General features: G+C 46.9%; 23 protein-coding genes. 12 read left to right on the top strand and 11 right to left on the bottom strand.

What is annotated here, in order from left to right; genetic code table 11:
* Window positions 1-17: 17 nt before the first annotated feature.
* From D9Y29_RS05655 to D9Y29_RS05640, 4 genes are all read left to right on the top strand, one after another.
* The gene (locus D9Y29_RS05655) at window positions 18-1,409 is read left to right on the top strand and encodes a RagB/SusD family nutrient uptake outer membrane protein (RefSeq protein WP_127125869.1); all 1,392 of its coding nucleotides are present in this window, start codon (window positions 18-20) and stop codon (window positions 1,407-1,409) included.
* Window positions 1,406-3,217 carry a TlpA disulfide reductase family protein gene (locus D9Y29_RS05650; protein WP_127125867.1) on the top strand — a complete coding sequence of 604 codons (1,812 nt, stop codon included), beginning with the start codon at window positions 1,406-1,408 and terminating at the stop codon, window positions 3,215-3,217. The genes D9Y29_RS05655 and D9Y29_RS05650 overlap by 4 nt, the downstream gene beginning before the upstream one ends.
* Window positions 3,218-3,262: 45 nt before the next feature.
* Window positions 3,263-4,660 carry an aminopeptidase P family protein gene (locus D9Y29_RS05645; protein WP_127125865.1) on the top strand — a complete coding sequence of 466 codons (1,398 nt, stop codon included), beginning with the start codon at window positions 3,263-3,265 and terminating at the stop codon, window positions 4,658-4,660.
* A gap of 62 nt (window positions 4,661-4,722) precedes the next feature.
* Entirely contained in the window at window positions 4,723-6,843 is a 2,121-nt protein-coding gene (locus tag D9Y29_RS05640; RefSeq protein WP_127125863.1) for a type IA DNA topoisomerase, read from the top strand.
* Between the two features lie 5 nt (window positions 6,844-6,848).
* On the opposite strand, the gene D9Y29_RS05635 is transcribed toward D9Y29_RS05640, so the two are convergent.
* Complete coding sequence (locus D9Y29_RS05635) at window positions 6,849-7,316, bottom strand: Lrp/AsnC family transcriptional regulator (RefSeq protein WP_127125861.1); 468 nt, start codon at window positions 7,314-7,316, stop codon at window positions 6,849-6,851.
* A 157-nt stretch (window positions 7,317-7,473) separates the two neighbouring features.
* Between D9Y29_RS05635 and D9Y29_RS05630 the strand changes: the two genes are divergently transcribed.
* Entirely contained in the window at window positions 7,474-8,106 is a 633-nt protein-coding gene (locus D9Y29_RS05630) for an RNA polymerase sigma factor (protein WP_164735273.1), read from the top strand.
* A gap of 47 nt (window positions 8,107-8,153) precedes the next feature.
* Entirely contained in the window at window positions 8,154-8,378 is a 225-nt protein-coding gene (locus tag D9Y29_RS05625; protein ID WP_127125857.1) for a hypothetical protein, read from the top strand.
* 76 nt (window positions 8,379-8,454) lie between these two features.
* On the opposite strand, the gene D9Y29_RS05620 is transcribed toward D9Y29_RS05625, so the two are convergent.
* A complete protein-coding gene (locus D9Y29_RS05620; RefSeq protein WP_127125855.1) occupies window positions 8,455-10,893 on the bottom strand; it encodes an alpha/beta hydrolase family protein in 2,439 nt (812 codons plus the stop codon).
* A gap of 14 nt (window positions 10,894-10,907) precedes the next feature.
* Here D9Y29_RS05620 and D9Y29_RS26485 point away from each other — a divergent pair, with 14 nt between their 5' ends.
* A complete protein-coding gene (locus D9Y29_RS26485; protein WP_164735272.1) occupies window positions 10,908-11,051 on the top strand; it encodes a hypothetical protein in 144 nt (47 codons plus the stop codon).
* A 257-nt stretch (window positions 11,052-11,308) separates the two neighbouring features.
* Here the strand turns inward: D9Y29_RS26485 and D9Y29_RS05615 are convergent, their stop codons facing one another.
* On the bottom strand, window positions 11,309-11,743 hold the full coding sequence (locus D9Y29_RS05615) for an SRPBCC domain-containing protein (RefSeq protein ID WP_127125853.1): 435 nt from the start codon (window positions 11,741-11,743) through the stop codon (window positions 11,309-11,311).
* Between the two features lie 19 nt (window positions 11,744-11,762).
* Entirely contained in the window at window positions 11,763-12,518 is a 756-nt protein-coding gene (locus D9Y29_RS05610; protein WP_127125851.1) for a superoxide dismutase, read from the bottom strand.
* 176 nt (window positions 12,519-12,694) lie between these two features.
* On the opposite strand from D9Y29_RS05610, the gene D9Y29_RS26480 reads away from it, so the two are divergent.
* The 3 genes from D9Y29_RS26480 (at window position 12,695) to D9Y29_RS05600 (ending at window position 14,271) form a co-directional block, all read left to right on the top strand.
* A complete protein-coding gene (locus tag D9Y29_RS26480) occupies window positions 12,695-12,859 on the top strand; it encodes a hypothetical protein (protein ID WP_164735271.1) in 165 nt (54 codons plus the stop codon).
* 79 nt (window positions 12,860-12,938) lie between these two features.
* Window positions 12,939-13,556 (top strand): hypothetical protein, encoded by a 618-nt coding sequence (locus tag D9Y29_RS05605; RefSeq protein WP_127125849.1) that lies wholly within the window; start codon window positions 12,939-12,941, stop codon window positions 13,554-13,556.
* Between the two features lie 37 nt (window positions 13,557-13,593).
* A complete protein-coding gene (locus tag D9Y29_RS05600; protein WP_127125847.1) occupies window positions 13,594-14,271 on the top strand; it encodes a protein-L-isoaspartate(D-aspartate) O-methyltransferase in 678 nt (225 codons plus the stop codon).
* On the opposite strand, the gene D9Y29_RS05595 is transcribed toward D9Y29_RS05600, so the two are convergent.
* Window positions 14,238-14,750: a nuclear transport factor 2 family protein gene (locus D9Y29_RS05595; RefSeq protein ID WP_164735270.1), complete on the bottom strand. Its 513-nt coding sequence runs from the start codon at window positions 14,748-14,750 to the stop codon at window positions 14,238-14,240. The genes D9Y29_RS05600 and D9Y29_RS05595 overlap by 34 nt on opposite strands.
* A gap of 108 nt (window positions 14,751-14,858) precedes the next feature.
* Here D9Y29_RS05595 and D9Y29_RS05590 point away from each other — a divergent pair, with 108 nt between their 5' ends.
* Window positions 14,859-15,362 (top strand): GNAT family N-acetyltransferase, encoded by a 504-nt coding sequence (locus D9Y29_RS05590; protein ID WP_127125843.1) that lies wholly within the window; start codon window positions 14,859-14,861, stop codon window positions 15,360-15,362.
* Window positions 15,363-15,365: 3 nt separating this feature from the next.
* On the opposite strand, the gene D9Y29_RS05585 is transcribed toward D9Y29_RS05590, so the two are convergent.
* The 6 genes from D9Y29_RS05585 to D9Y29_RS05555 form a co-directional block, all read right to left on the bottom strand.
* Window positions 15,366-16,310 (bottom strand): helix-turn-helix domain-containing protein, encoded by a 945-nt coding sequence (locus tag D9Y29_RS05585; RefSeq protein ID WP_127125841.1) that lies wholly within the window; start codon window positions 16,308-16,310, stop codon window positions 15,366-15,368.
* Complete coding sequence (locus tag D9Y29_RS05580; protein WP_127125839.1) at window positions 16,294-17,316, bottom strand: NAD(P)/FAD-dependent oxidoreductase; 1,023 nt, start codon at window positions 17,314-17,316, stop codon at window positions 16,294-16,296. Before D9Y29_RS05580 ends, D9Y29_RS05585 begins: the two co-directional genes overlap by 17 nt.
* A 523-nt stretch (window positions 17,317-17,839) precedes the next feature.
* Window positions 17,840-18,619 carry a class I SAM-dependent methyltransferase gene (locus D9Y29_RS05570; RefSeq protein ID WP_127125837.1) on the bottom strand — a complete coding sequence of 260 codons (780 nt, stop codon included), beginning with the start codon at window positions 18,617-18,619 and terminating at the stop codon, window positions 17,840-17,842.
* 63 nt (window positions 18,620-18,682) lie between these two features.
* Window positions 18,683-19,813, bottom strand: a complete 1,131-nt coding sequence (locus tag D9Y29_RS05565; protein WP_127125835.1) for a hypothetical protein — start codon at window positions 19,811-19,813, stop codon at window positions 18,683-18,685.
* A gap of 1 nt (window position 19,814) precedes the next feature.
* Window positions 19,815-20,822 (bottom strand): FecR family protein, encoded by a 1,008-nt coding sequence (locus tag D9Y29_RS05560; RefSeq protein ID WP_127125833.1) that lies wholly within the window; start codon window positions 20,820-20,822, stop codon window positions 19,815-19,817.
* 1 nt (window position 20,823) lies between these two features.
* Window positions 20,824-21,342: an RNA polymerase sigma-70 factor gene (locus tag D9Y29_RS05555; RefSeq protein WP_127125831.1), complete on the bottom strand. Its 519-nt coding sequence runs from the start codon at window positions 21,340-21,342 to the stop codon at window positions 20,824-20,826.
* Between the two features lie 470 nt (window positions 21,343-21,812).
* On the opposite strand from D9Y29_RS05555, the gene D9Y29_RS05550 reads away from it, so the two are divergent.
* Window positions 21,813-23,687 (top strand): ABC transporter ATP-binding protein, encoded by a 1,875-nt coding sequence (locus tag D9Y29_RS05550; RefSeq protein ID WP_127125829.1) that lies wholly within the window; start codon window positions 21,813-21,815, stop codon window positions 23,685-23,687.
* Window positions 23,688-23,742 lie beyond the last annotated feature (55 nt).

The following is a 23,742-nucleotide window of genomic DNA, read 5'->3' as shown; positions in this document are numbered from 1 at the left end:
AATCAAAAAATGAAATCATGAAACGCATTCATATACTATTGGCAGGGTGGTTGATTATCGGGTCAATGTCCTGCAACAAATTTGTTGAAACGCCGGATCCCAATAACGAACTGGCTTCCGGACTGGTGTTCACCGATGATAAAACAGCTACAGCCGCCATGGTGGGCCTCTACAGCAATATGAACTCCTTCAATTATTTCTGGGCCAATGTGCTGATGAATTATCTCACTGCCATGCAGGCGGATGACCTGTACTATTTTACAGGTTTCGAGAATTATGATGTGTTCAGGAAAAATTCACTGCTGCCATCCAGCCAGTATGTGCAAAGCATGTGGGCCGATCAGTATTCCTATATCTATCATGCCAATTCCTGCATTGAAGGATTGACAAAAACAACTTCCCTGTCTGAGCCTGTTAGGAAACAATTACTCGGTGAAGCTTATTTCATGCGGGCTTTCTTACATTTCTACCTGGTGAATATGTATGGCGATGTTCCCATCATCACCAGCACAGATTATATTGCCAATGGTGTGAAGCCCCGTGAAAAGACCGCTGTGGTATATGATCAGATCATTGCGGATCTGAAAGAGGCTAAGAACCTGATGGCTGATAATTATCCGACCGCCAACCGCGTACGACCCAATAAAGCTGCTGCCACTGCCTTACTGGCTCGCGCTTACCTGTACACGAAACAATGGTCGCTGGCTGAAGCGGAAGCTACACTGGTGCTGGATAATTCCCTGTATGATCTGCTGACAGACCTGAACACCGTATTCCTGGCCAATAGCCGTGAAGCGATCTGGCAACTGATGCCGGTGAATGTAGGCGGCGGTCGCAATACCTGGGAAGGTTTTACTTCTACGCCTGCAACGCCAACGGGAACACCGCTTTTCAGGCTGGACACCACCAATCTTATAGAGAAATTCGAACCCAATGATAAGAGGCTGGCTAACTGGACCGGCTTCAGGAAGCTGAGCTCCGGGGCTACTGTGTATTTCCCTTACAAATACAAAGTTCGTACAACCACCACCGGTACCCTCACTGAATATTCCATGGTGATGCGCCTGGCTGAACAATTCCTGATCCGCGCAGAAGCGAGGATCCAACAGGATAAACTGGATGATGGCCGCGCAGACCTGGATTCTGTTCGCATCCGCGCAGGACTGCTGCCTTTGCCTGAAAGCCTGGATAAAAGTGAACTGCTGCTGGCTGTTGAGCAGGAGAGGCATATGGAGCTGTTTGTTGAATGGGGACATCGCTGGTTCGACCTGAAACGTACTGGCAGGTCCGATGCTGTTTTGAAACCCATTAAGGAAGCCAACTGGCAGTCAACGGATACACTGTATCCCATTCCATTGAATGCGATGAAAACGAATGTTTACCTGGAACAAAACGACGGATACAAATGATGATAAAAAAACTGATCAGTATAGCCATGGCCATCATGGCTGTACTGATTGTTACTGCACAAAAAAAACGCCTGAGCATTATTCCTGAATTCCCGCAGCGGGGAGAAACAGTTACCGTTCATTTCAATCCGCGTGTGCCCGTAGCCGGTAGTATGGAAAATAAAATAAGTGCGGATGCAGGCGCTGTTACCCTTGTATTCAGCTCTTCCACTTTGTATGATCAGCCATACCGGGTTGATATGGAAAAGAAAAAAGGGATATGGACGGCATCTTTCCCACTGGAACGCTATGCTACCTTTGCCAGTTTCTATTTGCAGAGTGGAGAGATCATTGAAACTCCGGCCCGGGGGCATTACGAAATAATGGTGTACGATAAAAAAAGAAAACCCGTATTCAGCGCCAACCTGCACCGGGGCTATAGCCTGAACCAGCAACTGGGTAAATCGCCCGGGCTGGCAGCAGCACAGGCTGCCTTGTTCAAAAAAGAACTGGAACTCTATCCGGATAATTATGAAGCAAAGCTCCGGCTGCTGACCAGTCAGATGAATGCTGCACCGGAAAATGGAAAAGAAAAATTGAGGAAAGAGGCATTGAAGGTAATAGCCGACCGGTTTTATACTGCCCCCACCAACGGGGGTAACCTGAACAAAGTAACGATGGGTTATCATATCATCGGCGAGCCCCGGCGGGTGGACAGTATCCGGAAGATAGTAATCGAAAAGTATGCAGGTTCCGATCTCGCCTGGGAATATTATATAGGTCAGATTTCCCGGGAAAAGGATACAGCTACAAAAACCGGGCTGCTTGAAAAAGCGTTGCAGCATGAAACTGCAGCCAATAGTAATGTATTTACGAGTGCGCATGAGCGTTTGTTTGAATTGTATGCAGCAAAAAAAGACAGCGCAAAAGCCCTGTACCATTTGAGCTTTATGAGAAAAGCTGAAAAAGATCCCTATACGCCGCGTATGTACAAAGAGATCACCCAGACCTTGCTGGATAATAACCTCGCGCTGGATAGTGCAGCCTGGTATGCTGAATATACCTTATCAATGGCCGATAGTTTTCCGGTAGGACTGATCCGCTACTGGCCGGAAACGGGCTATGTATATCCTTATACCAATGACAGTATGAGGCAGGCTGTGTACAGTACTGCCCGTGGAAATCTATTGTCTATGCTGGCGCAGATCAATTACAAACGTGGCCGGATAAACGAAGCTCAGCAAAACATGGATGCTGCTTTGCAGGCGTCCCTCGACAAAGAAACTGCCGATAATGCCGCCTGGTTCTTTCGTAAAACAAATCAGCCTGACCGCCTGGAGCAATTGCAGGCAGCCAGGATGAAGCTGATGGAAAAAGAAGTGGCGAAAAAAAGAATAAGGATCCCGGCCCCTTCACTGGAACATTTCACCACTTTGGATGGAAAACCGGTAGACACGAATGCCTTGAAGAACAAGGTGCTGCTGATAGATTTCTGGGCAACCTGGTGTGGCCCCTGCATGGAGGAAATGCCGTATATCCAGAAGCTATACGATGCCTACAAACAAAACCCGGATGTAGTGTTCATGGTGGTGAACAGCGGTTCCCGCAATACGCTTAAAGATGCCCGGGGCTGGTTTGGAAACCGTAAATACAGTTTTCCGGTTTACTACAATACGGATCCCGCAGTAGGGGATAAGTTCAAATTCAATGTGATTCCTGCTACTTATATCATCAACCGTGAAGGTTTTATTGAATTCAGCAATATCGGTTTTGAAGGAGCAGATATCGAAATGAAACTGAAGTTGCAGATCGATATGGCCCTGCAATGATGTTCCGGGAGTAATCACGTAAATTGCCGGTCAAATCCGATTGCAATGCACTTGAATACTTTCAGCAAAGACGTGTACGTATACCGAAGAAATCAGTTGAGCCAGACCATGCAAAAAGGTCTCCTCGTTTTCATGGGCAATGAAGAAAGCAGCATGAATTACCGGGATAACTGGTATCCGTTCAGGCAGGACAGTAGCTTCCTTTATTATTTCGGACTGGACATTGCCGGGCTGGTGGCAGTGATAGACCTGGACAATAACAAAGAGATCATTTTCGGGAATGAACTGAGCATCGATGATATCATCTGGACCGGTCCTCAGCCCGGATTGCAGGAACTGGCGCAGGCAGTAGGTGTGCAGCATAGCGGCGCCATTACGCAGTTGGCTACCTTGTTGCAGCAGGCGCAAAGAACAGGACAAGCCATCCATCTCCTTCCGCCATACCGCCCGGAAAACAAGATCAAATTATCCTCCTGGCTGAATACAACATTGCCAGGCATCGATCAATATATTTCTGTTCCTTTCATCAAAGCCGTGATCAGCCAGCGTGAAAGAAAAGAAGGGGTCGAACTGGAAGAAATGCACAAAGCCTGTTCCATCAGTGCCGATATGCACCTGGCCGTGATCCAAAATGCAAAGCCCGGTATGAAAGAATATCAGCTGGCTGCGATGGCGGAATCAATCGCCATGAGCCACTGGGGGCGGGTTTCTTACCCAACAATTCTTTCCGTAGATGGACAGATCCTGCATAATCACTACCACGGCAATACGATACAGGACGCGCAAATGATCCTCTGCGATGCAGGTGCAGAAACCAACAGGCATTATGCAGGTGACCTCACACGCACCACGCCATCGGGTAAGCGCTTTACCGGCCAACAGGAAGTAATGTACAATATTGTGCTCGATGCCATGGACCATGCAGTGAGCCTGCTGAAGCCAGGCATCAGTTTCAGGGAAGTACACAGGCAGGCCTGTATCAGGCTGGTAAGTGGTCTCAAACAGGTTGGATTGGTGAAAAGCGATCCCGAAGAAGCAGTAGCCAATGATGTACATACACTTTTCTTCCAATGCGGGCTTGGACATATGATCGGCCTGGATGTGCATGATATGGAAGACCTCGGTGAAGAATATGTAGGGTATTCGGATATACTGAAAAAAGGAACAAGTTTTGGATGGAAATCGCTCCGCCTGGGAAAAACGCTGCAGGCAGGATTTACGCTCACGGTTGAACCCGGCATTTATATTATTCCTGAATTGATTGATAAATGGAAAGCAACAAATAAGCTGAATGACTTCATCAATTATGAATTGCTGGAAGAATACCGCCATTTCGGTGGCATCCGTATCGAAGATAATTATGTGATCACCGGGACCGGAAGTGAAAAACTGGGCAAACACCTTCCTAAAACATTGGATGATCTCTATGCCGCGCGAGGGTAGCCCAATTTCCCATAAAGGATGCTCCGAAAAATTACGACATTTGCCGTTTCTTACTACGGACTATGAAGGTGTGCATTGCAGAAAAGCCCAGTGTGGCGAGGGATATCGCCGACATCATCGGGGCAAAACAACGCAAGGAAGGTTATTACGAAGGTAATGGGTACCAGGTCACCTGGACCTTCGGGCATTTCTGTACCCTCAAGGAACCGCATGACTACACTGAACAATGGAAGTTCTGGCGACTGGAAGACCTGCCCATGATCCCCGCCAGCTTCGGCATCAAACTGATCGAAAATGCGGGTGTAAAGAAACAGTTCAAGGTAATTGAACAGCTGGTGCAGCAATGCGAGGAAGTGATCAATTGTGGTGACGCCGGCCAGGAAGGGGAGCTCATCCAGCGATGGGTATTGCTCAAAGCGCAATGTACGGCTCCGGTAAAAAGACTTTGGATCTCCTCCTTAACGGAAGATGCTATCCGTGAAGGTTTCCAAAAACTGAAAGACGCAGATCAATACAATAACCTCTATGCCGCAGGCAGCGCGCGCGCTATTGGCGACTGGCTCCTGGGCATGAATGCCACACGCCTTTTTACAAAAAAATTTGCACAAGGCAAAACCGTGCTGTCTATCGGTAGGGTACAAACGCCAACGCTGGCTATGATTGTGGCGAGGCAGAAAGAGATCAACGCTTTTGTATCTGAAGAATACTGGGAGCTCAAAACCATTTACCGTGAAACCGAGTTCACCGCTACCATCGATCGTATCAAAATACAGGAGCGCGCAGAGAAAGGACTGGCCTATCTGAAAGAACATCCTTTCGAGATCACCAGTTTTGAAAGAAAGGAGGGGAAGGAAGGAAACCCTCGACTGTTCGACCTTACAGCCCTGCAGGTGGAAGCGAATAAGAAATTCGCATTCTCTGCCGATGATACACTGAAATATATCCAGAATCTCTACGAGAAAAAAATGGTCACCTATCCCCGGGTAGATACCACTTACCTGTCCGAAGACCTGCATCCGAAGATCGAAGGGATCATGAAGGACCTTACACCTTATGCAACGCTTACCGCACCCATCCTGGCGCAGCCGGTCCCGAAGCTCAAAACCGTCTTTGATGATAAGAAAGTGACTGACCACCATGCCATCATCCCCACCGGTGTTTTCCCTTCCAATCTCAACCTGGAAGAAAAGCGTATCTACGACCTGGTGGCGCGCAGGTTCATCGCGGCATTTTATCCGGAATGTAAGATCGCCAATACCACTGTGCTTGGAAAAGTTGGACAAGTGGAATTCAAGGCAACGGGAAAACAGGTCCTGGAACCAGGCTGGAAAGAGGTATACGCTAATGATGCCGCTCCCAAAAAAGAAGGGGAAGAAGAGGAAAAGATCCTGCCCGTATTCACCGTTGGAGAAACCGGCCCACATACACCCAGGGTACACCAGGGAAAAACAACTCCGCCAAAAGCCTTTACGGAAGCCAGTTTGCTGAGGGCGATGGAAACTGCGGGAAAGCAGGTGGATGATGAAGGGATGCGCGAGCTTTTGAAGGATAACGGCATTGGCCGTCCATCCACCCGGGCTAATATCATCGAAACGCTTTTCCGCCGGAAGTATATCGAAAAAAAGAAAAAGAACATCTTTGCCACACAGACCGGCATCGATCTCATTGATACCATTCAAACAGAACTACTGAAAAGCCCGGAACTAACGGGGATCTGGGAGCGAAAACTACGTCTCATTGAAAAAGGCGAATACACCATCGATACTTTCAAGCAGGAGCTGATCCAGATGGTGATCGATCTCACGGTGGAAGTGAAAACGGCCAATTACAAAGTGATCGCCATTGCTGAAAAAAAAGCGCCACCTGCAGAAGAAAAGAAGAAAGAGGCAAAACCCAAAGAGCCTAAGAAACCTGTGGTGATAGAAGAACAGCAATGCCCGAAATGTAAAGAGCATCCGCTGAAAAAAGGAAATACTGCCTATGGCTGCGCCAATTTCAAAGTGTGCGGCTTCAAACTGCCTTTCGAGATCTTTGGAAAGAAACTTACAGACAAACAAATTGCCGACCTGCTTGCCAAAGGCAAGACCTCGAAGGTAAAAGGGTGGAAGCTGCCGGGCGCTGAAGGAGAATCGGAAGGCAAGCTGGTGTTGAATGCAGGTTTTGACTTTGAAATAGAAAAATAGAATGATCAAATAGGATAAGCTGTGATGCTCTTCGTTTCAGACAATACAAAGAAGCTTTGCACCGTGGTGATATTGGGCAGCTTTGCCAGTTTGTTGCGGTAGAAATCGTGGTAGGCGTCCATATCACTGGTTGCTATCCTGAGAACGAAATCGAAAGTTCCCGTCATCTGGAAACATTCCATCACTTCAGGGAATTTGCTTACTTCCCTTTCAAAAGTAGCCAGCGTTTCTGCGGTATGATCGTGCAGGAGTACCTGCGAGAATGCGATCAGGCTTTTGTTGATCTTCTTCCTGTCTAAAATGGCAACCACCCGTTTGATGTATCCCTGTTCCTTCAGCCTGCGTACCCTTTCATGCACGGTGGCAACCGACTTGTTAAGTTGAGAAGCGATTTCCTTATTGGTTAAGGAAGCGTCTTTCTGGAGTATCCTGAGGATGTTGAGATCAAACACATCTAATTCTGCCTGGGCCATGATGTAAAAAAGAATAATTGAAAGATGGAAAAACAGAAAATTCCGGATAAAATTACGAAAAATCGTCCTGTTTCCATAAAATTTACGGGATTCAGGCTTAACTATTGGAATAAATATGGGTACTCCGCAACTTTATGGAAACGAACAAACGATGCCTATGTTGTTTACATCAACCGTTGCGGAGAGCAGTTCATACAATGAACAGGAGTTACTGTTAAGAGTGGCGAAAGGCGACCAGCAGGCATTTTCGCGGATCGTTGAACGTTATGCTTCACTGATCAGTATGCATATGTCTGTCCGTGTGAAAGACACCATGCAGGCGGAAGAAGTGATGCAGGATATTTTGATGAGCATCTGGAAGCACCGCGACAAGCTGCCGGAGATGCAGAACTTCGCAGGCTTCGTGTATGTTGTAACAAAGAACAAGGTAAAGAATCAACAGAAGAGGAAAGATGCTATCATGCCTGAGTTGACCGAAGAGCGGGCTGAGCAATCCCTGGCCGCTTCAGATTCTACAATGGAATTGAAGGAACTGAGATCTATCCTGTACCGTGCTATCGAGATGTTGCCACAGAAGAGAAAGGAGGTTTTCAAAATGAGCCGGCTGGAAGGGTTCAGCAATGAGGAGATCGCTGAGAAATTGAAATTATCCAGGAATACGATAAGGGAACATATCCGTGAATCGCTTGCTTTTTTGAGAGGCTGCATTCCTCCCTGTTTTCTCTATACCGATTATTGTACTTGTGTTACGGCTTCAAAAGAAACCAGCACAGCCAGGTTGGTAGCATAGTCTTCGTTGTACAATTATGATTGTACATTTGCAGTAAATAGGCATTCATGGAAGATTATGTAATTGTTGTGAACAGGATCGAAGAGCTGCAAACCATCAAAGACAGGCAGGAACTGGAGCTCATCTTTGAGAGAGCGAAACGTACTATCATCGGCGGCCAGGAAGTGATCCTTGTCAGACAGAACAGCGATGGGCAACAATACAGGTTTGAGACTTTTTCCAATGAACAGGATTTTGAAGAATACAGGAAGCGGGTTTTTCGCTTTTTGTAGTAAGTGATCATATAAAAAAGTACGCCTTCAGACCTGACCCTGAAGGCGTTTATAGTTTTATACTTTTCTATCTTTTCTAAAACGATCTTTTCTTTTCCTCATTTCCACTTTTCCCTGCATTCTTCACATACTTCTCCAACCAAGCATTTTGTTCATAGAGCATATGCAGGATATTCTCCCGTCCGCGGTAACCATGTGCTTCATAGGGCAGCGTAACATAGCGCACAATGCCGCCATGACCTTTCACGGCATTGAACAAACGCTCACTTTGGATAGGGAAAGTGCCGGGATTATCGTCCATTTCCCCGTGGATGAGGAGCATCGGTGTTTTGATCTTATCGGCATAACTGAAGGGGCTCATGGAAAAATACAGATCCGGCGCCTGCCAGTAGGTGCGGTCTTCATTCTGGAAACCGAAGGGCGTAAGTGTCCGGTTATAAGCGCCGCTTCGTGCGATACCTGCCTTGAACAAATTCGTATGTGCCAGCAGGTTAGCTGTCATGAAAGCGCCATAGCTATGGCCACCTACAGCTACACGGTTCCTGTCGCCCACGCCCAGCTCAGCCAGTTTATTGATGGCGGCTTCTGCGTTCATCTTCAACTGGTCAACGAAATTGTCATTGGGTTTCTTACTGGCGCCGGTGGCTACAATGGGCATTTCTGCATTATCCAAAACTGCATATCCCTGTGTAACCCAGAATACAGGACCTCCATAGCTCACCATTGTGAATTTATCTTCGGAGCCGCGGACCTGCGCTGCATCTGCAGCGGAGTTGAATTCACGGGGATAGGCCCACATGAGTACGGGGAGCGGCCCATCTTTTTTTGCATCGTAATTCTTAGGAAGATAGAGATCGCCGCTAAGGTCTACGCCATCGGCCCTCTTGTACGTGATCTTCCGTTTGCTGATGCCTTCCAGTTGCGGATAGGGATTGGTGAAATGAGTGATGGGTTGATCTGCAATGCGAAGTACCAGGTTTTTGATGTAATAGTTCGGCATGTCTTTCTGGGATTCCCGGCGGGTGATCAATACCAGCTTTTCCACATCGGGAATATCTGTCACGTATTCAAAACTTCCTTCGGTACAACGCCAGATGATCTCATTCTTTTTGGTGGCGAGATCAAATTTGGCAATGAAGGGAAGATCTCCTTTTGGTGAGCTGCCCACGGGGTTGTTCATCAGCATTTTTGTATTGTTGTCGATCAGCCTGATCACGCTTCGTCCATATTTATTCTTTTCTGTTACAGGATTTCCTGGATTGCCGTAGGAGTCGGTAGAATTCCGTTCCAGCAATGTTTCGAGCTGGCCGGTGGATGGATCGAAACGGCTCATGCGGCCAGACTGTTTACTGGCAAGTCTTTCATTGACGAGCGCGAATTTTTCATTCCCCCATCTGATGCCTGAAAATCTCCAGCTTGTTTTGAACAATTCTTTTGCTTTTCCGGTGAAGGGAGCGCTCAGCGCATATACGGCATCGTGATAATCTGATTTGCTTTTATAGATGCCACTGTCCAGTGGCTCGCACCAGGTGATGGTGGCTGCTTCGTCATCCCGCCAGTCGAAACTGCGGGGCGCATTCAATACATTATCGTAACCTGAGGGGGAGAGTTCAGAAGAAGGGAGTTCTGCCAGCGTTTTGATGATCTTCCCGTTGAGATCAGTGATGTTCACGGTTGAATTGAATCCGTTGGCCGGCACAAGGTAGGAGAATGGTTTCCTGATCACGCGGGTGAGCAGGAATTTTTTATCGGGAGATATGCTGTACATTGTATAGATAGCAGGTTTTCCGATTTTCGTTTCTACTCCATTTACATTTTTTACCAGTTGTACAGTACTGTAAAAAGCGAATAACTGCTCATCGTACGGAGATTTGATCAGGTCCTGGTAAGTGCGGCTGGGCGCCACCTTCCCGAGATTCTGCTGAATGGCCGGGCCGGAAGGCATCAATGATCTCACCGGCGCTGCGGATGCGGGTTGCAGCGTTGTTTTATAAAGGATCGTGTTGTTGTCCATCCAGGTGAATTCCTGTCCGAGCACCACGTTGAGGGCTTGCTTATTCAGTTTGGTGGCTTTGCGCGTGGCGATGTCGATCACATAAAGGTCTACGTTCTTATTGGTGGTATTGGTGAAGGCGATCTTTTTTTCATCGGGGCTCCAGGCGATATTTCCAGCCAGCATATTCTGCGGCAATCCGGCAACAGGATATTCTTTTCCAGCTTTGATATCTTTCAATTTGAAATTGTTGATGAAATTCTGACGGCTTGGGGCATAGTTATTGGGATTGATCCTTTGCCCGGCGATCCTCAGTTCTGGTTGCGCCAGTTCTTCAACTGAGGGATAGCTGTTGCGTTCCATCAGGAGCATCCAGCTGGCCTTACTATCGATACTCACGGCAGGTGTAGGTTTGGCAAGCAGGAGGTCTGCAATTGCCTGGGGAGGCGTCTTGTACCCGTCTTCCTGGGCAAATCCAAAATGAAAAGTAAGGATCCCGATTAATAGCAGGAATTTTCTCATATGCGGTGCTGTTTATGAATAATAGAATAATGGAATTCGACGACAGGAATGCCAGGAACTTTCGCTGGTCAGAAACCGTAAGCGACGAACCTGTTCCTGTACCGGCCTTTGACGACCCTCCGGATCACGTGGTGGTAATTGGTTACCCGGTCCTTTAGACCAGTACCCAACACAGTTCCAATGATCATGGGAAGGAAATATGTTGTAGTGAAAAAATAAACAACAGAGTCTGACTAAACAGATTGCTTCTTTGAATTTCGGAGAGTCCACTCGCTCGCCTCCCGGCGAGTGAGTTTTATTCAGTCGCTTCCGGCGACGCGGTGTTCGCCGGAGGCGAACAAATACAAGTCACTCGCCGGGAGGCGAGCGACTGCCAGCTTCTCCGACTTTTTAGTCAGCCTCTATTCATACAGAGCTAAGCGCGGGCTTCAGCCAGTTCTTTGATCCTGTCGCCCGCTGTTTGCAGGAATTCTTCCGAGGCTTCCACATAGTTGGGCGCTTTATCACCCAGCGCTTCGAAATCTCCAACAGTAATTTTCAGTACTGTCTGGTTCTGCCGGTTGATGATGCGGTAATGATAGGCAATATCATAAGCTGAAGGTGGAGATGGCCATCTGGTTACATACAGCTTTGTTCTCAATTCACTATCCGGCTCAAATACAGTTACTGTAATACTGCTCTGGTGGCCATCTTCCAGGTCCCAGACCAGTTTGCTGCCCATACTTAATTTGCTGTCTGTAAAACTGCCGGGCACATCATCCCAAAGGCTGATATAAGAAGTATCTGTCAGCACCTGCCAGATCTTTTCTACCGGTGCATTAATGGCAATATCCCGTTCTACTGTATTCATAAATGTATCCTTTTACATTTTATGCTTTTGCAAACCTTTGTTGTATATAGTCCCAGTTGACGGCATTCCACCAGGCTGAAACGTAGTCGGGTCGCTTGTTCTGGTATTTCAGATAATAGGCGTGTTCCCAAACATCGAGACCAAGAACAGGGAAGCCTTTGAGGTCTGAAACATCCATCAGGGGATTGTCCTGGTTGGGTGTGGAACCGATCACGAGTTTCTTGTCATTGGTAAGTACCAGCCAGGCCCAGCCGCTCCCGAACCTGGTTTTCGCTGCTTCATTGAACTGGTTTTGGAATGCTTCGATGGAGTTGAAATCTTTTTTGATCTGATCGGCGAGAGGGCCTGAAGGCGCATTGTTGTCGGCAGGAGTTCTCAGTGATCTCCAGAACAGTTCATGATTGTAATGCCCGCCTGCATTGTTCCTCATCTTGGTGGAGTATTTTGAAATGCCGGCCAGTAATCCCGGAATGGTGGTGCTGCCGGTGTTCACATTTTCATCTTTTACAGCTTCTCCCAGGCTTTTGGCATAAGAGGCAGCGTGTTTGGAATAATGGATCTCCATGGTAAGCGCATCCACTACAGGCTCGATGGCATTGTAAGCATATTTAAGCGGGGTCTGCGTCCAGGTAATATCTCCGTCTGCATCGCCTCCGGCCGTTTCTCCGGCGCAGGCAACGGAAGATATGATGGGAATTGCAATGGAAGTGGAGAGGGCCGCCTTGCTTACATTTTTGATGAAAAGCCTGCGGGCTGGATTGAAGTTGCTGTTCATGACGACAATTTTATGATGAAGGTATGTGGCGATTCCTACCCGTTAACAAACATTTGCAGGGAAGGTTGACGCTAATCTGCTTGAATCCGCAAAGTTATTGCCAGCCGCTTACGCTTCAGGTCCCAATTTTCCCGTTTTCCTGTTCAGGGCCTTGTGTCAGGGATAAATTCCTGGCCATGATTATCGTATTCATAATCGTTGCAGCTGTGGCCAGTGCGCAAACAGGTAATGGGAAATTGAATGAGGATGAGAAGATGGAGTTGATTGAAAAAATGGAAAACTTTAAATCCAGACTGAACGTTTTCCAGCCGGCCATGGAAGGCATTCATTCTTTTGCATGAAAAAGGGGGAAAAATAACGGCAAAGACCGCACTGATGGGCAATTAAACCAATGGTACAGTTTTTTTGTTTTCCATTAACATGGCTACATCATCCGATAAAAAGATCGTTCCTTCGCAGGAGGAAGGCAAATCCATCACTGCTGAATCTGTGATCGAATTCCCAAATCACAGGGAAGCCGCCATCTTTTTCGATACAGTGAGGTCCCGCCTGATGCAGGTGAACCGGTGGCATGAGATTGCCGGAGGATTGTCTGCCCGTTTTCAATTGATGGATCCGAACGGAGAGCCCGTCAGCAGGGAGCCGCACCAGGGTGATTATTTCAGGATCGATATTCCCGGCCCCGGAACAGTTGCCGGTGAGGGGTTCGACTGGGCGCGAGTGGAAGAGGTCACGCACCAGGTATTGCCCAATAGTGAACGTTATGGATTCCGCGTAAGACCAGCAAGGAATCCTGGTAAGGATGATCTTGACATTGCGCATTTCTTTTCAGCAGCAGCCACCAGCAGTTTCATTGTATACCGGGAAGCTGAGGTAATTACGGCTGCAGTATTTGACCGGAATATCCAACCCAATAAAGACGCCGGGAATATAGTGGACAAAGTCAGGGATCTGATGGCAGGCAGTGCGGGCATGCTGATCTTTTCCAAACTGCAATGGAAAAATCTCACTGAAGGATTGCTGAAAAAGGGGCCATAGTGCTGGCATCACTGCAATTGTGTTTAAAAACAGGATCATGGAATACGAAGACTCCCCGAAATGTCAGATGCAACGCCGGAAACTGGTGGAGGCCATTCAATCCAAAGGCATCAGGGATGCGAGAGTGCTGACCGCCATCGGAAGAATTCCACGTCATCTTTTCATGCCTGAAAGCCTACGTAACAAAGCGTATATGGATAATGCATTTCCTATCGGTAATGAGCAAACGATATCACAGCCCTATACTGTTGCCTATCAAACCTGGTTATTGAATGTGGAGCCGGGCATGAAGGTGCTGGAAGTGGGCACCGGAAGCGCTTACCAGGCTGCTGTACTGGCTCAGATGGGCGCTGAGGTATACACGATAGAAAGGCAAAAGAAATTCTACGATCGCAACAAGCAATTCACCTACCTGCAAAGATTCTCCAATCTGCATTTTTGTTATGGCGATGGGTACAACGGCTGGCCGGAAGCAGCGCCATTCCACAGGATACTGATCACGGCAGCCCCGGAAAAGATTCCCGGAGAACTGATCAAACAATTACTTCCCGGTGGTTTGCTGGTGGCTCCAGTTGGCCGCCCCGGCATGCAAAGGATGGTCAGGATCACGAAAGGAATGGATAATACCATTACCGAAGAACAGTTCGATCATTTTGCATTTGTGCCGATGTTGCCCGGCATTCAGAATCTCCCTGAAGGTGGTGCTTCGCCATGATTGAAGCTCAGAACAATACTCATCTTCCAAACGCCTCCCTGCTTCAGCCATAACTGTGAGAAATTCGCTATGCCAACCCTTTTTTCAGGCTGATCTTTTTCTGTGGTGTAGAAATAATGTTCTCCTGAAATAAGCGCGCCGTAAATATCGCCGTTGTTCCGCATGGGGTACACTTTTACAGTGCCGGGAACGGCTTCTCTTCTGATCTTGAAACTGCCATTGCAAAGATTGCGTGCAAAACCGTTCACCATGGTCTGGTAATCATAACTGGGCCCGCCTTTGTCGTGATAGAATTGAAGGTTCTCTGTAAAGTACTGCCGCATACTGGTAGTGTCGCAGGTATTGTAGGTTTGCCAGAATAAGCTGTCGAAGTGCAGGATGGTGGCAGTCAGTTCTGAATCAGTATTCTGGGCGAAGGAGGATTTGCTGCAAATAAAAATGGAAAAGGAGAAAACGATGCCGCTGATAATTTGTTTCATGATTGTAGAATTTAGCGGCTGAAAGTTGGAATAATGAAGATAGATAAAAACCGTCAATCGGTCAAACCGTAGTAAATTGTGCGTCTCCATTCCTAAAAAAGTATTGGTATGATGATAACCGAAACCAGCCGCATGACTATCAGGGAGCTGACCAGGGATGATGCTGACTTTGTTTTGGAGATCGTGAATTCTCCGGGTTGGCTGCAATATATCGGCGACAGGGGTGTGAAAGATCTTGAAGGTGCGGGGCGCTATATTCAGAAAAACCGCAACAATTACCAGGTCCAGGGATTCGGGTTATTTGCATTGGAATTGAAGGGATCCAAAGAAGTTGCGGGCATGTGTGGTTTGCTGAAGCGGGATTATCTTCCTGCTCCCGATATCGGTTATGCTTTACTGCCGCAATTCGGTGGGCGCGGGCTGGCGCTGGAAGCTGGCAAAGCTGTGATGGAGTTTGCGCAAAAGCAATTGAACCTGGATACAATCTTTGCTATTGTTACACCGAAAAACAGCAGGTCAATTGGATTGCTTGATAAGCTGGGATTTGTTTTCGACAGAACCATTATGGAAGGAGAGGAGTTGCTGGTGTACCGTTGGTCATCAGTGATATGATCGTTAGTGAAAATGTTTTTTCCGGAATTCCTGCGGACTCAGGCCTGTATGCTTCTTGAAGAAGCGGCAAAAATAACTCTGGTCTGAAAAATTGAGCTCTGTTGCAATCTGCGTTACAGTATTCTCTGTTTGAATCAGGTGCGATTTGGCTTCCCTCACCAATTCTTCATAAATGAATTCACTGGCGGACTTGCCGGAGATCTCCTTCACGGTATCATTCAAATAATGAGGCGTTACGTAGAGCAGGGACGCATAATCATTTACCTGCCGCTTTTGCAGATAATGTTGGGACACCAGCTTGCGGAACTGCGAAACCATCTGTTGTCTTTTTGGAACATTGGTTTCTTCGGCAGCGTGTTTGTGCTGGTGCAATCTTTCGATCTCAATGAGCAGGATATTGAGGTACATTCTCACCAGCAGATCATCATTGTGGTTTTCCCTTTTACAATATTCGAAATGCATTTTCTCGAACAGCGATAATAAGATTCCCGTTTCTGTTTCAGTGATCTTCATGAAGGGATCCCTGTCCGGTTGAAAAAATGGATAGCGGCTCAGCTTCACCTGGTTCCTTAGACAGAGCAGGAAATAATCGGCATCGAAGATGCAATGGTATCCTTTCACATCGTTGCTCCAGTGTTCGATGGTATGCAGTTGGTTTTCCGGAATGAAATAAAGCGTATTGGCGCCGAAGTTGTAATTCCTGTAGCCGATGGTTTCACGAATGGAGCCGCGTGTTACCAGCACCAGGGTGTAAAAATTCCTCCTGGTGCTGGTGAATGATTTTTGTTTGTGGAGCATTTTAAGTTTCTCCAGCGGAACTGCTTCAAAGAAATTATGCGTTTTGCTGTTATTGCTCAGTTCGCAACCTGATTGCCCGGGTACAGACAAGTATTGTTGCTGGAAATCTGTTGGATTCCGGATCAATCTCGGTTTACTGCGCGTGCTCATAATCTTCCATTATCAAACTGTTATTGCAGGCCATTCCTGCTTTTGCGCCACCCGCTGCCGCAATGATCACCTGGTGGGCGGAGGCATGGGCCAGATCGCCTACAGCATAAACGCCGGGTACTGTGGTGTTGAACATATCGTCCACCTGTACAGCTCCTTCTTCACTGATCTTGCAGCCGAGTTGTATAGCCAGCTCATTGTGGAATTTGTATTTATCGCCTTTTGAATAAATCCCTGTAACAAGATGCGTGCTGCCGTCTTTTAATTTCACCAATACACCATCGGCAACATCTGTCAATTCATTCAATTCCGTTTCGGTAATGCGGATCTTCTGTTTGTTTGTCCATTTCAGGAATTGCTCTGAGAATTCCATTTTCCCATTGGTGAAAATATGGATGCTCTTGTTGAGGTTGAACACCATTGGTGTAATATGTTCTGCATTTTTTCCGTTCATCAGGATTCCGATGGGTTGGTCTTTCAGCTCATAGCCATGGCAGTAGGGGCAGTGCACGATCTTCGTTCCCCATAATTCGGGGAATCCTTTGATAGCGGGCAGTACGTCTGTAAGGCCGGTTGCCAGTATCAGTCGTCTAACCGTGATCGTTTCATTGGTATCTGTTGTGAGCGTGATCAGGTTATTGTTGGGAATGGCGCTGAGCACTTTTCCTGTTTTGAACTTAACAGTAGTGTAAGGCTCCAGCTGGGCTCTTGCAATACTGAGCAGCTCCAGTGGTGGCGTTCCATCACGCGTGAAGATATTGTGTGCATGTGGTGCAGGTTTGTTGCGCGGACTGCCACTGTCTATCACGATCGTTTTCCTGGTGCTGCGCCCAAGGGCCATTGCTGCTGAAAGGCCGGCAGCTGCTCCACCAATAATGGCTACTTCAAATTCCATTGGCTTATGATTTTTTTGTGTTGATTCCTGTTGTGAAAACAGGGCCTTCCTTCCGGTGATGGTTGCCATAAGCGCTAAAACCGATCTGTTGATGAAAGCTTTCCTGTGCATATTCGGTATTTTTTCGATTAAGGACAAATCACAGGGGTAAAATGACTGATTTTTAACGAAAGCCCTGTTTTCCCTTTATTACAGGCAAAATTAACCAATACGAGTTTGACCTGATTGCACTATTCGTACCTGTTTAGGTACAAATCGCCGGTAGATCCAAATGAAAAACAGGAAAAGTGGAAGAATGAGCGGGAAGAAATTTGGGAAGCTGGATAGGGGGAACCTGAAAGTTAATTGTCTGTTTCTTTGTAGTACAAGAATATCTGTAGTTAGAATTCGGTTGAGCAACATGGTTAGACCAGCATTAGTACCTCAATGCTGGTCTGCCATGTTCACTATTTGGTAAGATGAATATCAATGGGGGAGCCGTTCGCGGAAATAACCATATACCCATGTGCCGGCAATGGCGCTTAATACTACCACTATTACTGCAGCCGTAATTTTTAGTTGCTCAAAGTTGCCTATTACCGATGTCTTTTTCTGTGATAACGGTCACATAACTAAATTACGGATTTTCAGAAGCTTATCTTTTTTTCAATTCCAGGAAGAAATCTAAGCAATTGCCTGCGTGCGAATCCAGGAAAAAATCAGTGTGATGGATGGCGCTGGTAATATCCGGAACCTGTTTGGCGATCAGCAGCCGGTTGTAATTGTTGAGCAGACTGTAAATGCCCCGCAGCATGAAGGCAGGCAGCCGGTATTGCAGGTGCAGCAGATCGTAACGGAGAATTTTATCAACGCTGTTCTTGTTGCTTTCGTAATAATCCATCACCAGCTGATTGCCGAAGATGCCGCGTATTTCAGGGCTATCGAAATGCTCCGCTGCCAGCGCAGCCATTTGCACTGGAGAATACTCCCGTATATGGAAGGGATTACGGGTGAGCGACATTCGTTTGTTGGGTGTGGTGAGATAGAGGATTCCCCCGGTTCTCAATATTCTTTTCATTTCCCGCATCAGCGCATGATCATCACTGATATGTTCTATCACCTGGAAGCAAATAATGGTATCGAAACTTTCATCATTGAATGCAGAAAGGTCTGGCAATATACATCTTCTGAAATCCAGGTTGCCGCTGAAATGGATCTGCGCCGGTCTCTTTTTGTCTACCGCCGTCCAGCTGGTAACATTTCCGCAAAGCATCTCCATACCGTAACCTTCGCCACATCCCAGTTCCAGTACCATTTTGTTGTGAATGGCAGCTGGGGGAATTGCTTTATAGGCAAAAACATGACGCTGATATACATAGTTGTTCGAGTAGCTATGGCTGTTAGCCCGCTCCGCTGTTTTCAATATGCCGATCATATAAGTGGGATTGTTATTTCCTGTGCTTATATGATACACTTGAAGTAAAAAATACCCTTACAGTTACTTTGAAAAGTTAAGGTTAAAATAGATACCAGCCTGCAGCCCGATCCAGCTTTTGGTAAGTGTACCGGCCCTTTGACCTACTTCATCTTTGATGGTATAGAGGGTGTTCATATGATTGCCCAGCATCTCCAGTTCAAATTGTGTGAGCATGTAATGATCTGTATCCTTGAAGAAATTAGTTTTCGATTTGAGCAGGTTGTAAACAGGGCCGAACATGATCCTAACCTGTTCTGAAATCTTGAATTCCATTTTCAGTGCAGCCTGATGCCAGTTTGTATTGATCACTTTGGTAACGGACCTACTGGAATCGTATTTGAAATCCAGTTTTCCGGTGGATAGCTGCAGATGCAGGTCCCATCTGGTTTTTACGGGCATTGAGCCTCCGATCCCGTAGCGAAGCCCGCCTTGTTTCAAATTGGTGGTATAGCCGATGATCCCATATGCATACGTATGTCCTACCAGGATGGAATTGTGGAGGTACAGTACATCGTCTGTTGCAGCGCCAGCTTTTGAGAACCAGCCTTTGTAAATATCGAATTCCTTTTTGTTGCGGTATTTGCGTTCTTTCGGTACAGGCTTTGTGGTGATTGGCAGTTTCGTTTTCTTAATAAACAGTTTTTGTAGCTGGGCTTTTCGGGGAGCAGAAACGGAAAAGACATTGGCAGGTGTTGAAGCAGTAGTAAGTGGAATAATGGATAACCGGACTGCTGTGGGATTCAACAAGGTCTCTGAAGCTGTATGATTTTCCGGTGAAGGCTGAATGCCGGGCTTTGCCGGCATAACCAGTTCTGGTTTCTTTTTTGTTGTAGCAACAGTTTTCCTGGCTGGTAACTGGTCCAGTAAAATGATATGCGTGCCTACCTGCGTATAAGCGATGCCGGTAGTATTCCTGATTTCTGCCAGCAGGGCACTGACCGGCTGCTTCAGCGTTTTGATCCGTAGCGTGCGGGAGGGCGGGAATTTTCGCGTGTTGATAGAAAAGCGAACGCCTGTCTGGCTGGTTACCTGCTGTAATAAGGCATCCAGCGGCCATTCATGTTTGTGCAGCCGCACTTCCTGTTTCAGGTTCTGTGCCCGGGCTCCGATGCATAAGAACAGCAGGCAGGTCAGGCAATTGAATATTCTCATTCTATTCACAACTATTCCCGCTTAAATAGATCTTATTGTTTTCTATCCTGTATTCAATATTGAGGGTGGCTGCAATCACATTCATGATATAATCGATCGATTGGTTCTCGAAGGTACTGCTCATGGTGCAGGTGGCCAGCGCTTTATTATTGAAGATGATGTTAATGCCATAGGCTTTACTGATACGGGCAGCTATTTCTTCCAGGCTGGCATTGTGGAAATCGAAAACGCGTGTGGCATAGCCTGTCTGATTGTGATTGTACTTGCTGGCAAGGGTAAAACGCCGTGCTGCAATATCGTAGATGCCTTGTTGACCGGGCTGCAGGGTGAGGCTATCCGGGCCGGCACACAGGCGTACTGCTCCTGAAGCCAGCGAAACCACAATTGAGTCTTTGTTTTCGAGAATATTGAAACTGGTGCCCAGAATTTTCACCTGGACCGGCCCTGCCTGGATGATGAACGGCCAGTTTGGTCTTTGTTGAATATTAAACCAGGCTTCGCCCTGCAGTTGCAACCGGCGTGTTGTTCCGGTAAATTCCTTCGGGTAAATGATACTGGCGCCGCTATTCAAAACCAGTGAGGAGCCATCCGGGAGAGTATCGTGGAGGAGTTGCAGGTTTGCTTTGCGGGTGATCATCTGCGTTATTACTTCGTCCTGTTTTGTTGTTTGATGAAAAACGAGGAAATACAGGGCTGTTGCAATAAAGAAAAATAAACCGGCAGCGATACTGATCTTGTAAATTATTCCTGTTTTCCATTTTCCGGCAACAGGTTTGTTGCTGATCATAGCCGGGTGAAGTTCCTGCCAGGCAATTTCCTGATCTGGCAGCTGATGAGGCGTTTCTCCGCTCAGCGCCGTCCACATGGTGGAAACCTGCCGGAACCGGTTGTTGTTGTCAGGATCTGTAAGCCAGGTTTCCACCAGGATGGCTTCTTCAGGCGCAGCTTCGCCTGACAGGTATTTTGCCAGTAACTGATCGTTCACTTGATGGTTGGTGTGTTGGCTCATTTTATGTAGTTACATACAGAATGATCATTACCAGAACGCCGGACAATTTCTTCCGGAGAATGCGCAATGCCTTTCCTATCTGTGCTTCCACTGTTTTTACGGAAATACCGAGCTCTTCCGCAATGGCGGCATATTTCATTTTATCGAACCTGCTCTTGTAAAAAATGATCCTGCATTGTGGTGGCAGGCTTTCCAGTGCATCGGTGATCTGCTGCAATCGTTCTTTCCCAATCAGGTTATCGCGAAAGCCGGGTTGCTGGTAAATGGACAACTGCTGTAACTGATAATCTTTCCTTACCAGCTCGTGTCTTTTCGCATTCAAACAAAAATGATACACGGAAGTATAGAGCCAGCTTTGTACGGATTGCTGTTCATCGATCTCCTGTCGCTTTTCCCAGAGCCTGAGGAAAACAGCCTGAACCGCATCTTTGGCAGCTTCATTATTGCGCAGGATGGACCAGGCATAGCGATGCAGTCCGTTCATATGTGTACGGAAATACGTTTCAACGGCTTTCGCCATTTTTGCTTCTGCGCCTGGTATGCCTTCTTTATCTTTCAGAGCAGGTGATTGAAATGGTGTTCTATAATGATAAACACTTGACAGAGAAAACCCTTATGCGCTATGAATCTTTTTTGAAAAAATTATTTATATACTCAGGTTGTTCTTCAGTTCACCACGTGTGATGTCAGGACCGTCGGTTACTTTCCAGACCATATTTCCCAGTCCGGGTTCATTGGTAACGCCCGGTATCACGATCTCCATATCTTTTTTGTTTTTAGCGATGAGGTCCTGCGTCTATTGGCGTTTATAGCTGCAATTTCCTGCCAGGCAAAAAATAGAATGTTTATTTTCCGATGAACTGCCATATGCCCCGTCGGAATGCCTGTTTTACCCTGCTGACCCAATAAATTATTAAATACGTGCAGAGGCTTCCAGCATCGGCAGCAATATTCTTTCATATCCTTTACCTTTGCGTAAAATTTCCCCGATTGAAGCATTTAAAGGCGATCAACAAGTATTTCTGGAAATATCGGTGGCGATTCCTCTTCGGTATTCTATTCATCGTGCTTTCCAACTATTTCAAAATACTTTCTCCGCAACTGACGGGCTTTGTGATTGATGAAGTGCAGCTGGAGCTGATCCAGAAGAATTCACCCGGTCACTATTCCGAAAGAGTAGGTGAGGTAACCAAAAAGCAATCCAATTATGATATTGGCGTAAAAGAACTGATCGATCAGTTCACCAGCGCTGAACTGAGCTTTGGGCAGAAAATTGTGTGGACGGGCATCGTATTGCTGTCTCTGGCCATCCTCAGTGGATTTTTCCTGTTTTTGATGCGGCAGACCATCATCGTGATGAGCCGGCATATCGAGTTCGATCAGAAGAACGAAGTGTTCAATCATTACCTGAAACTCGATTCCAATTTCTATAAGACGCATAGCACGGGAGACCTGATGAACCGGATTGCGGAAGACGTGAGCCGGGTGCGCATGTACACAGGTCCGGCGCTGATGTATTTCATCAACCTGGCGGTGACCATTGGTTTCAGTGTATACTTCATGCTTGCCACCAATGCGATGCTTACTTTGTATGTGCTGGCCCCGCTGCCATTGCTGGCCATCACCATTTATTTCGTGAACAATATCATCAACAGGAAAAGTGAACGGATCCAGAGTCTGCTTTCCGATCTTACCACCAACGCACAGGAATCATATTCCGGCATCCGTGTGATCAAATCCTTTGTGCAGGAAAAAGCGATGTTCTCATTTTTCAATAAGAATGCAGAGGCTTATAAGGAAAATGCGATCGGGCTGGCGAAAGTGGAAGCCATCTATTTCCCCAGTATGGCGCTGCTGATCGGGCTGAGTACCCTGCTCACTATCATGATAGGTGGAATCTATGCCATCCGTGGCGATCAATCCATTACAATCGGTACTATTGCTGAATTTGTGATGTATGTGAACATGCTCACATTTCCTGTAAGCGCTATCGGTTGGACGGCCAGTATGATCCAGCGCGCAGCGGCATCACAGAAACGCCTGAACGAATTCCTGGATACGACGCCTGCCATCGGGGAGCCGGTTGCCGCCATCGAACCATCACTGGATGGCGTGATCGATTTCAATAATGTGGATTTCGTTTATCCGAATACCGGTATACACGCGTTGAAATCATTCGATCTGCATGTGAAGCGAGGAGAGAAGATCGCCATCATCGGGCATACCGGTTCTGGTAAGACTACGATAGCGCAATTGCTGTTGCGCATGTATGATCCCGGCAGCGGAAATATAGAAATCGATAAAACAGATCTCCGGAAAATGGACCTGCAGGGCCTTCGTAAACAGATCAGTTATGTACCACAGGATGTTTTCCTGTTCAGCGATACCATCTCCAGCAATATCAGTTTTGGACTGGATGGCGAACCCGACCTGAATAAAGTGCAGCAGGCTGCCCGCCATGCAAGCGTTGAAAAAGAGATCGCAGGTTTTCATGATCAGTATAATACGATGATCGGTGAACGTGGTGTTACACTCAGTGGCGGACAAAAGCAAAGGATCTCCATTGCACGTGCCCTGATCAAGGACCCGCATATTGTTGTGTTTGATGATTGCCTCAGCGCAGTTGATGCCAGAACAGAAAAAGAAATTCTCGGTAACCTGAACCGTTACCTTAAAGACAAGACTGCTATCATCATTACGCATCGCATTTTTACACTATTTGACTTTGATCAGATCATCGTGATGGAAGATGGGAAAATGGTGGAGAAAGGAACGCACAGCGAACTCCTGGCCCAAAACGGGTATTACTCATATTTGTATGAACAACAACTACTGGAACGATCCGATACTTCTGACGACAATTAAGTAGTTAACTTACTATTCTCCGGTTAAATAAAACCACGTAAATTCCGGCCGGAAA

Origin of the sequence: Pseudoflavitalea rhizosphaerae (genome assembly GCF_003991355.1) — a bacterium.
GTDB lineage: Bacteria > Bacteroidota > Bacteroidia > Chitinophagales > Chitinophagaceae > Pseudobacter > Pseudobacter rhizosphaerae.
The sequence above is the reverse complement of the archived record's forward strand: the minus strand, read 5'-3'. Positions and strand labels throughout refer to the sequence as shown.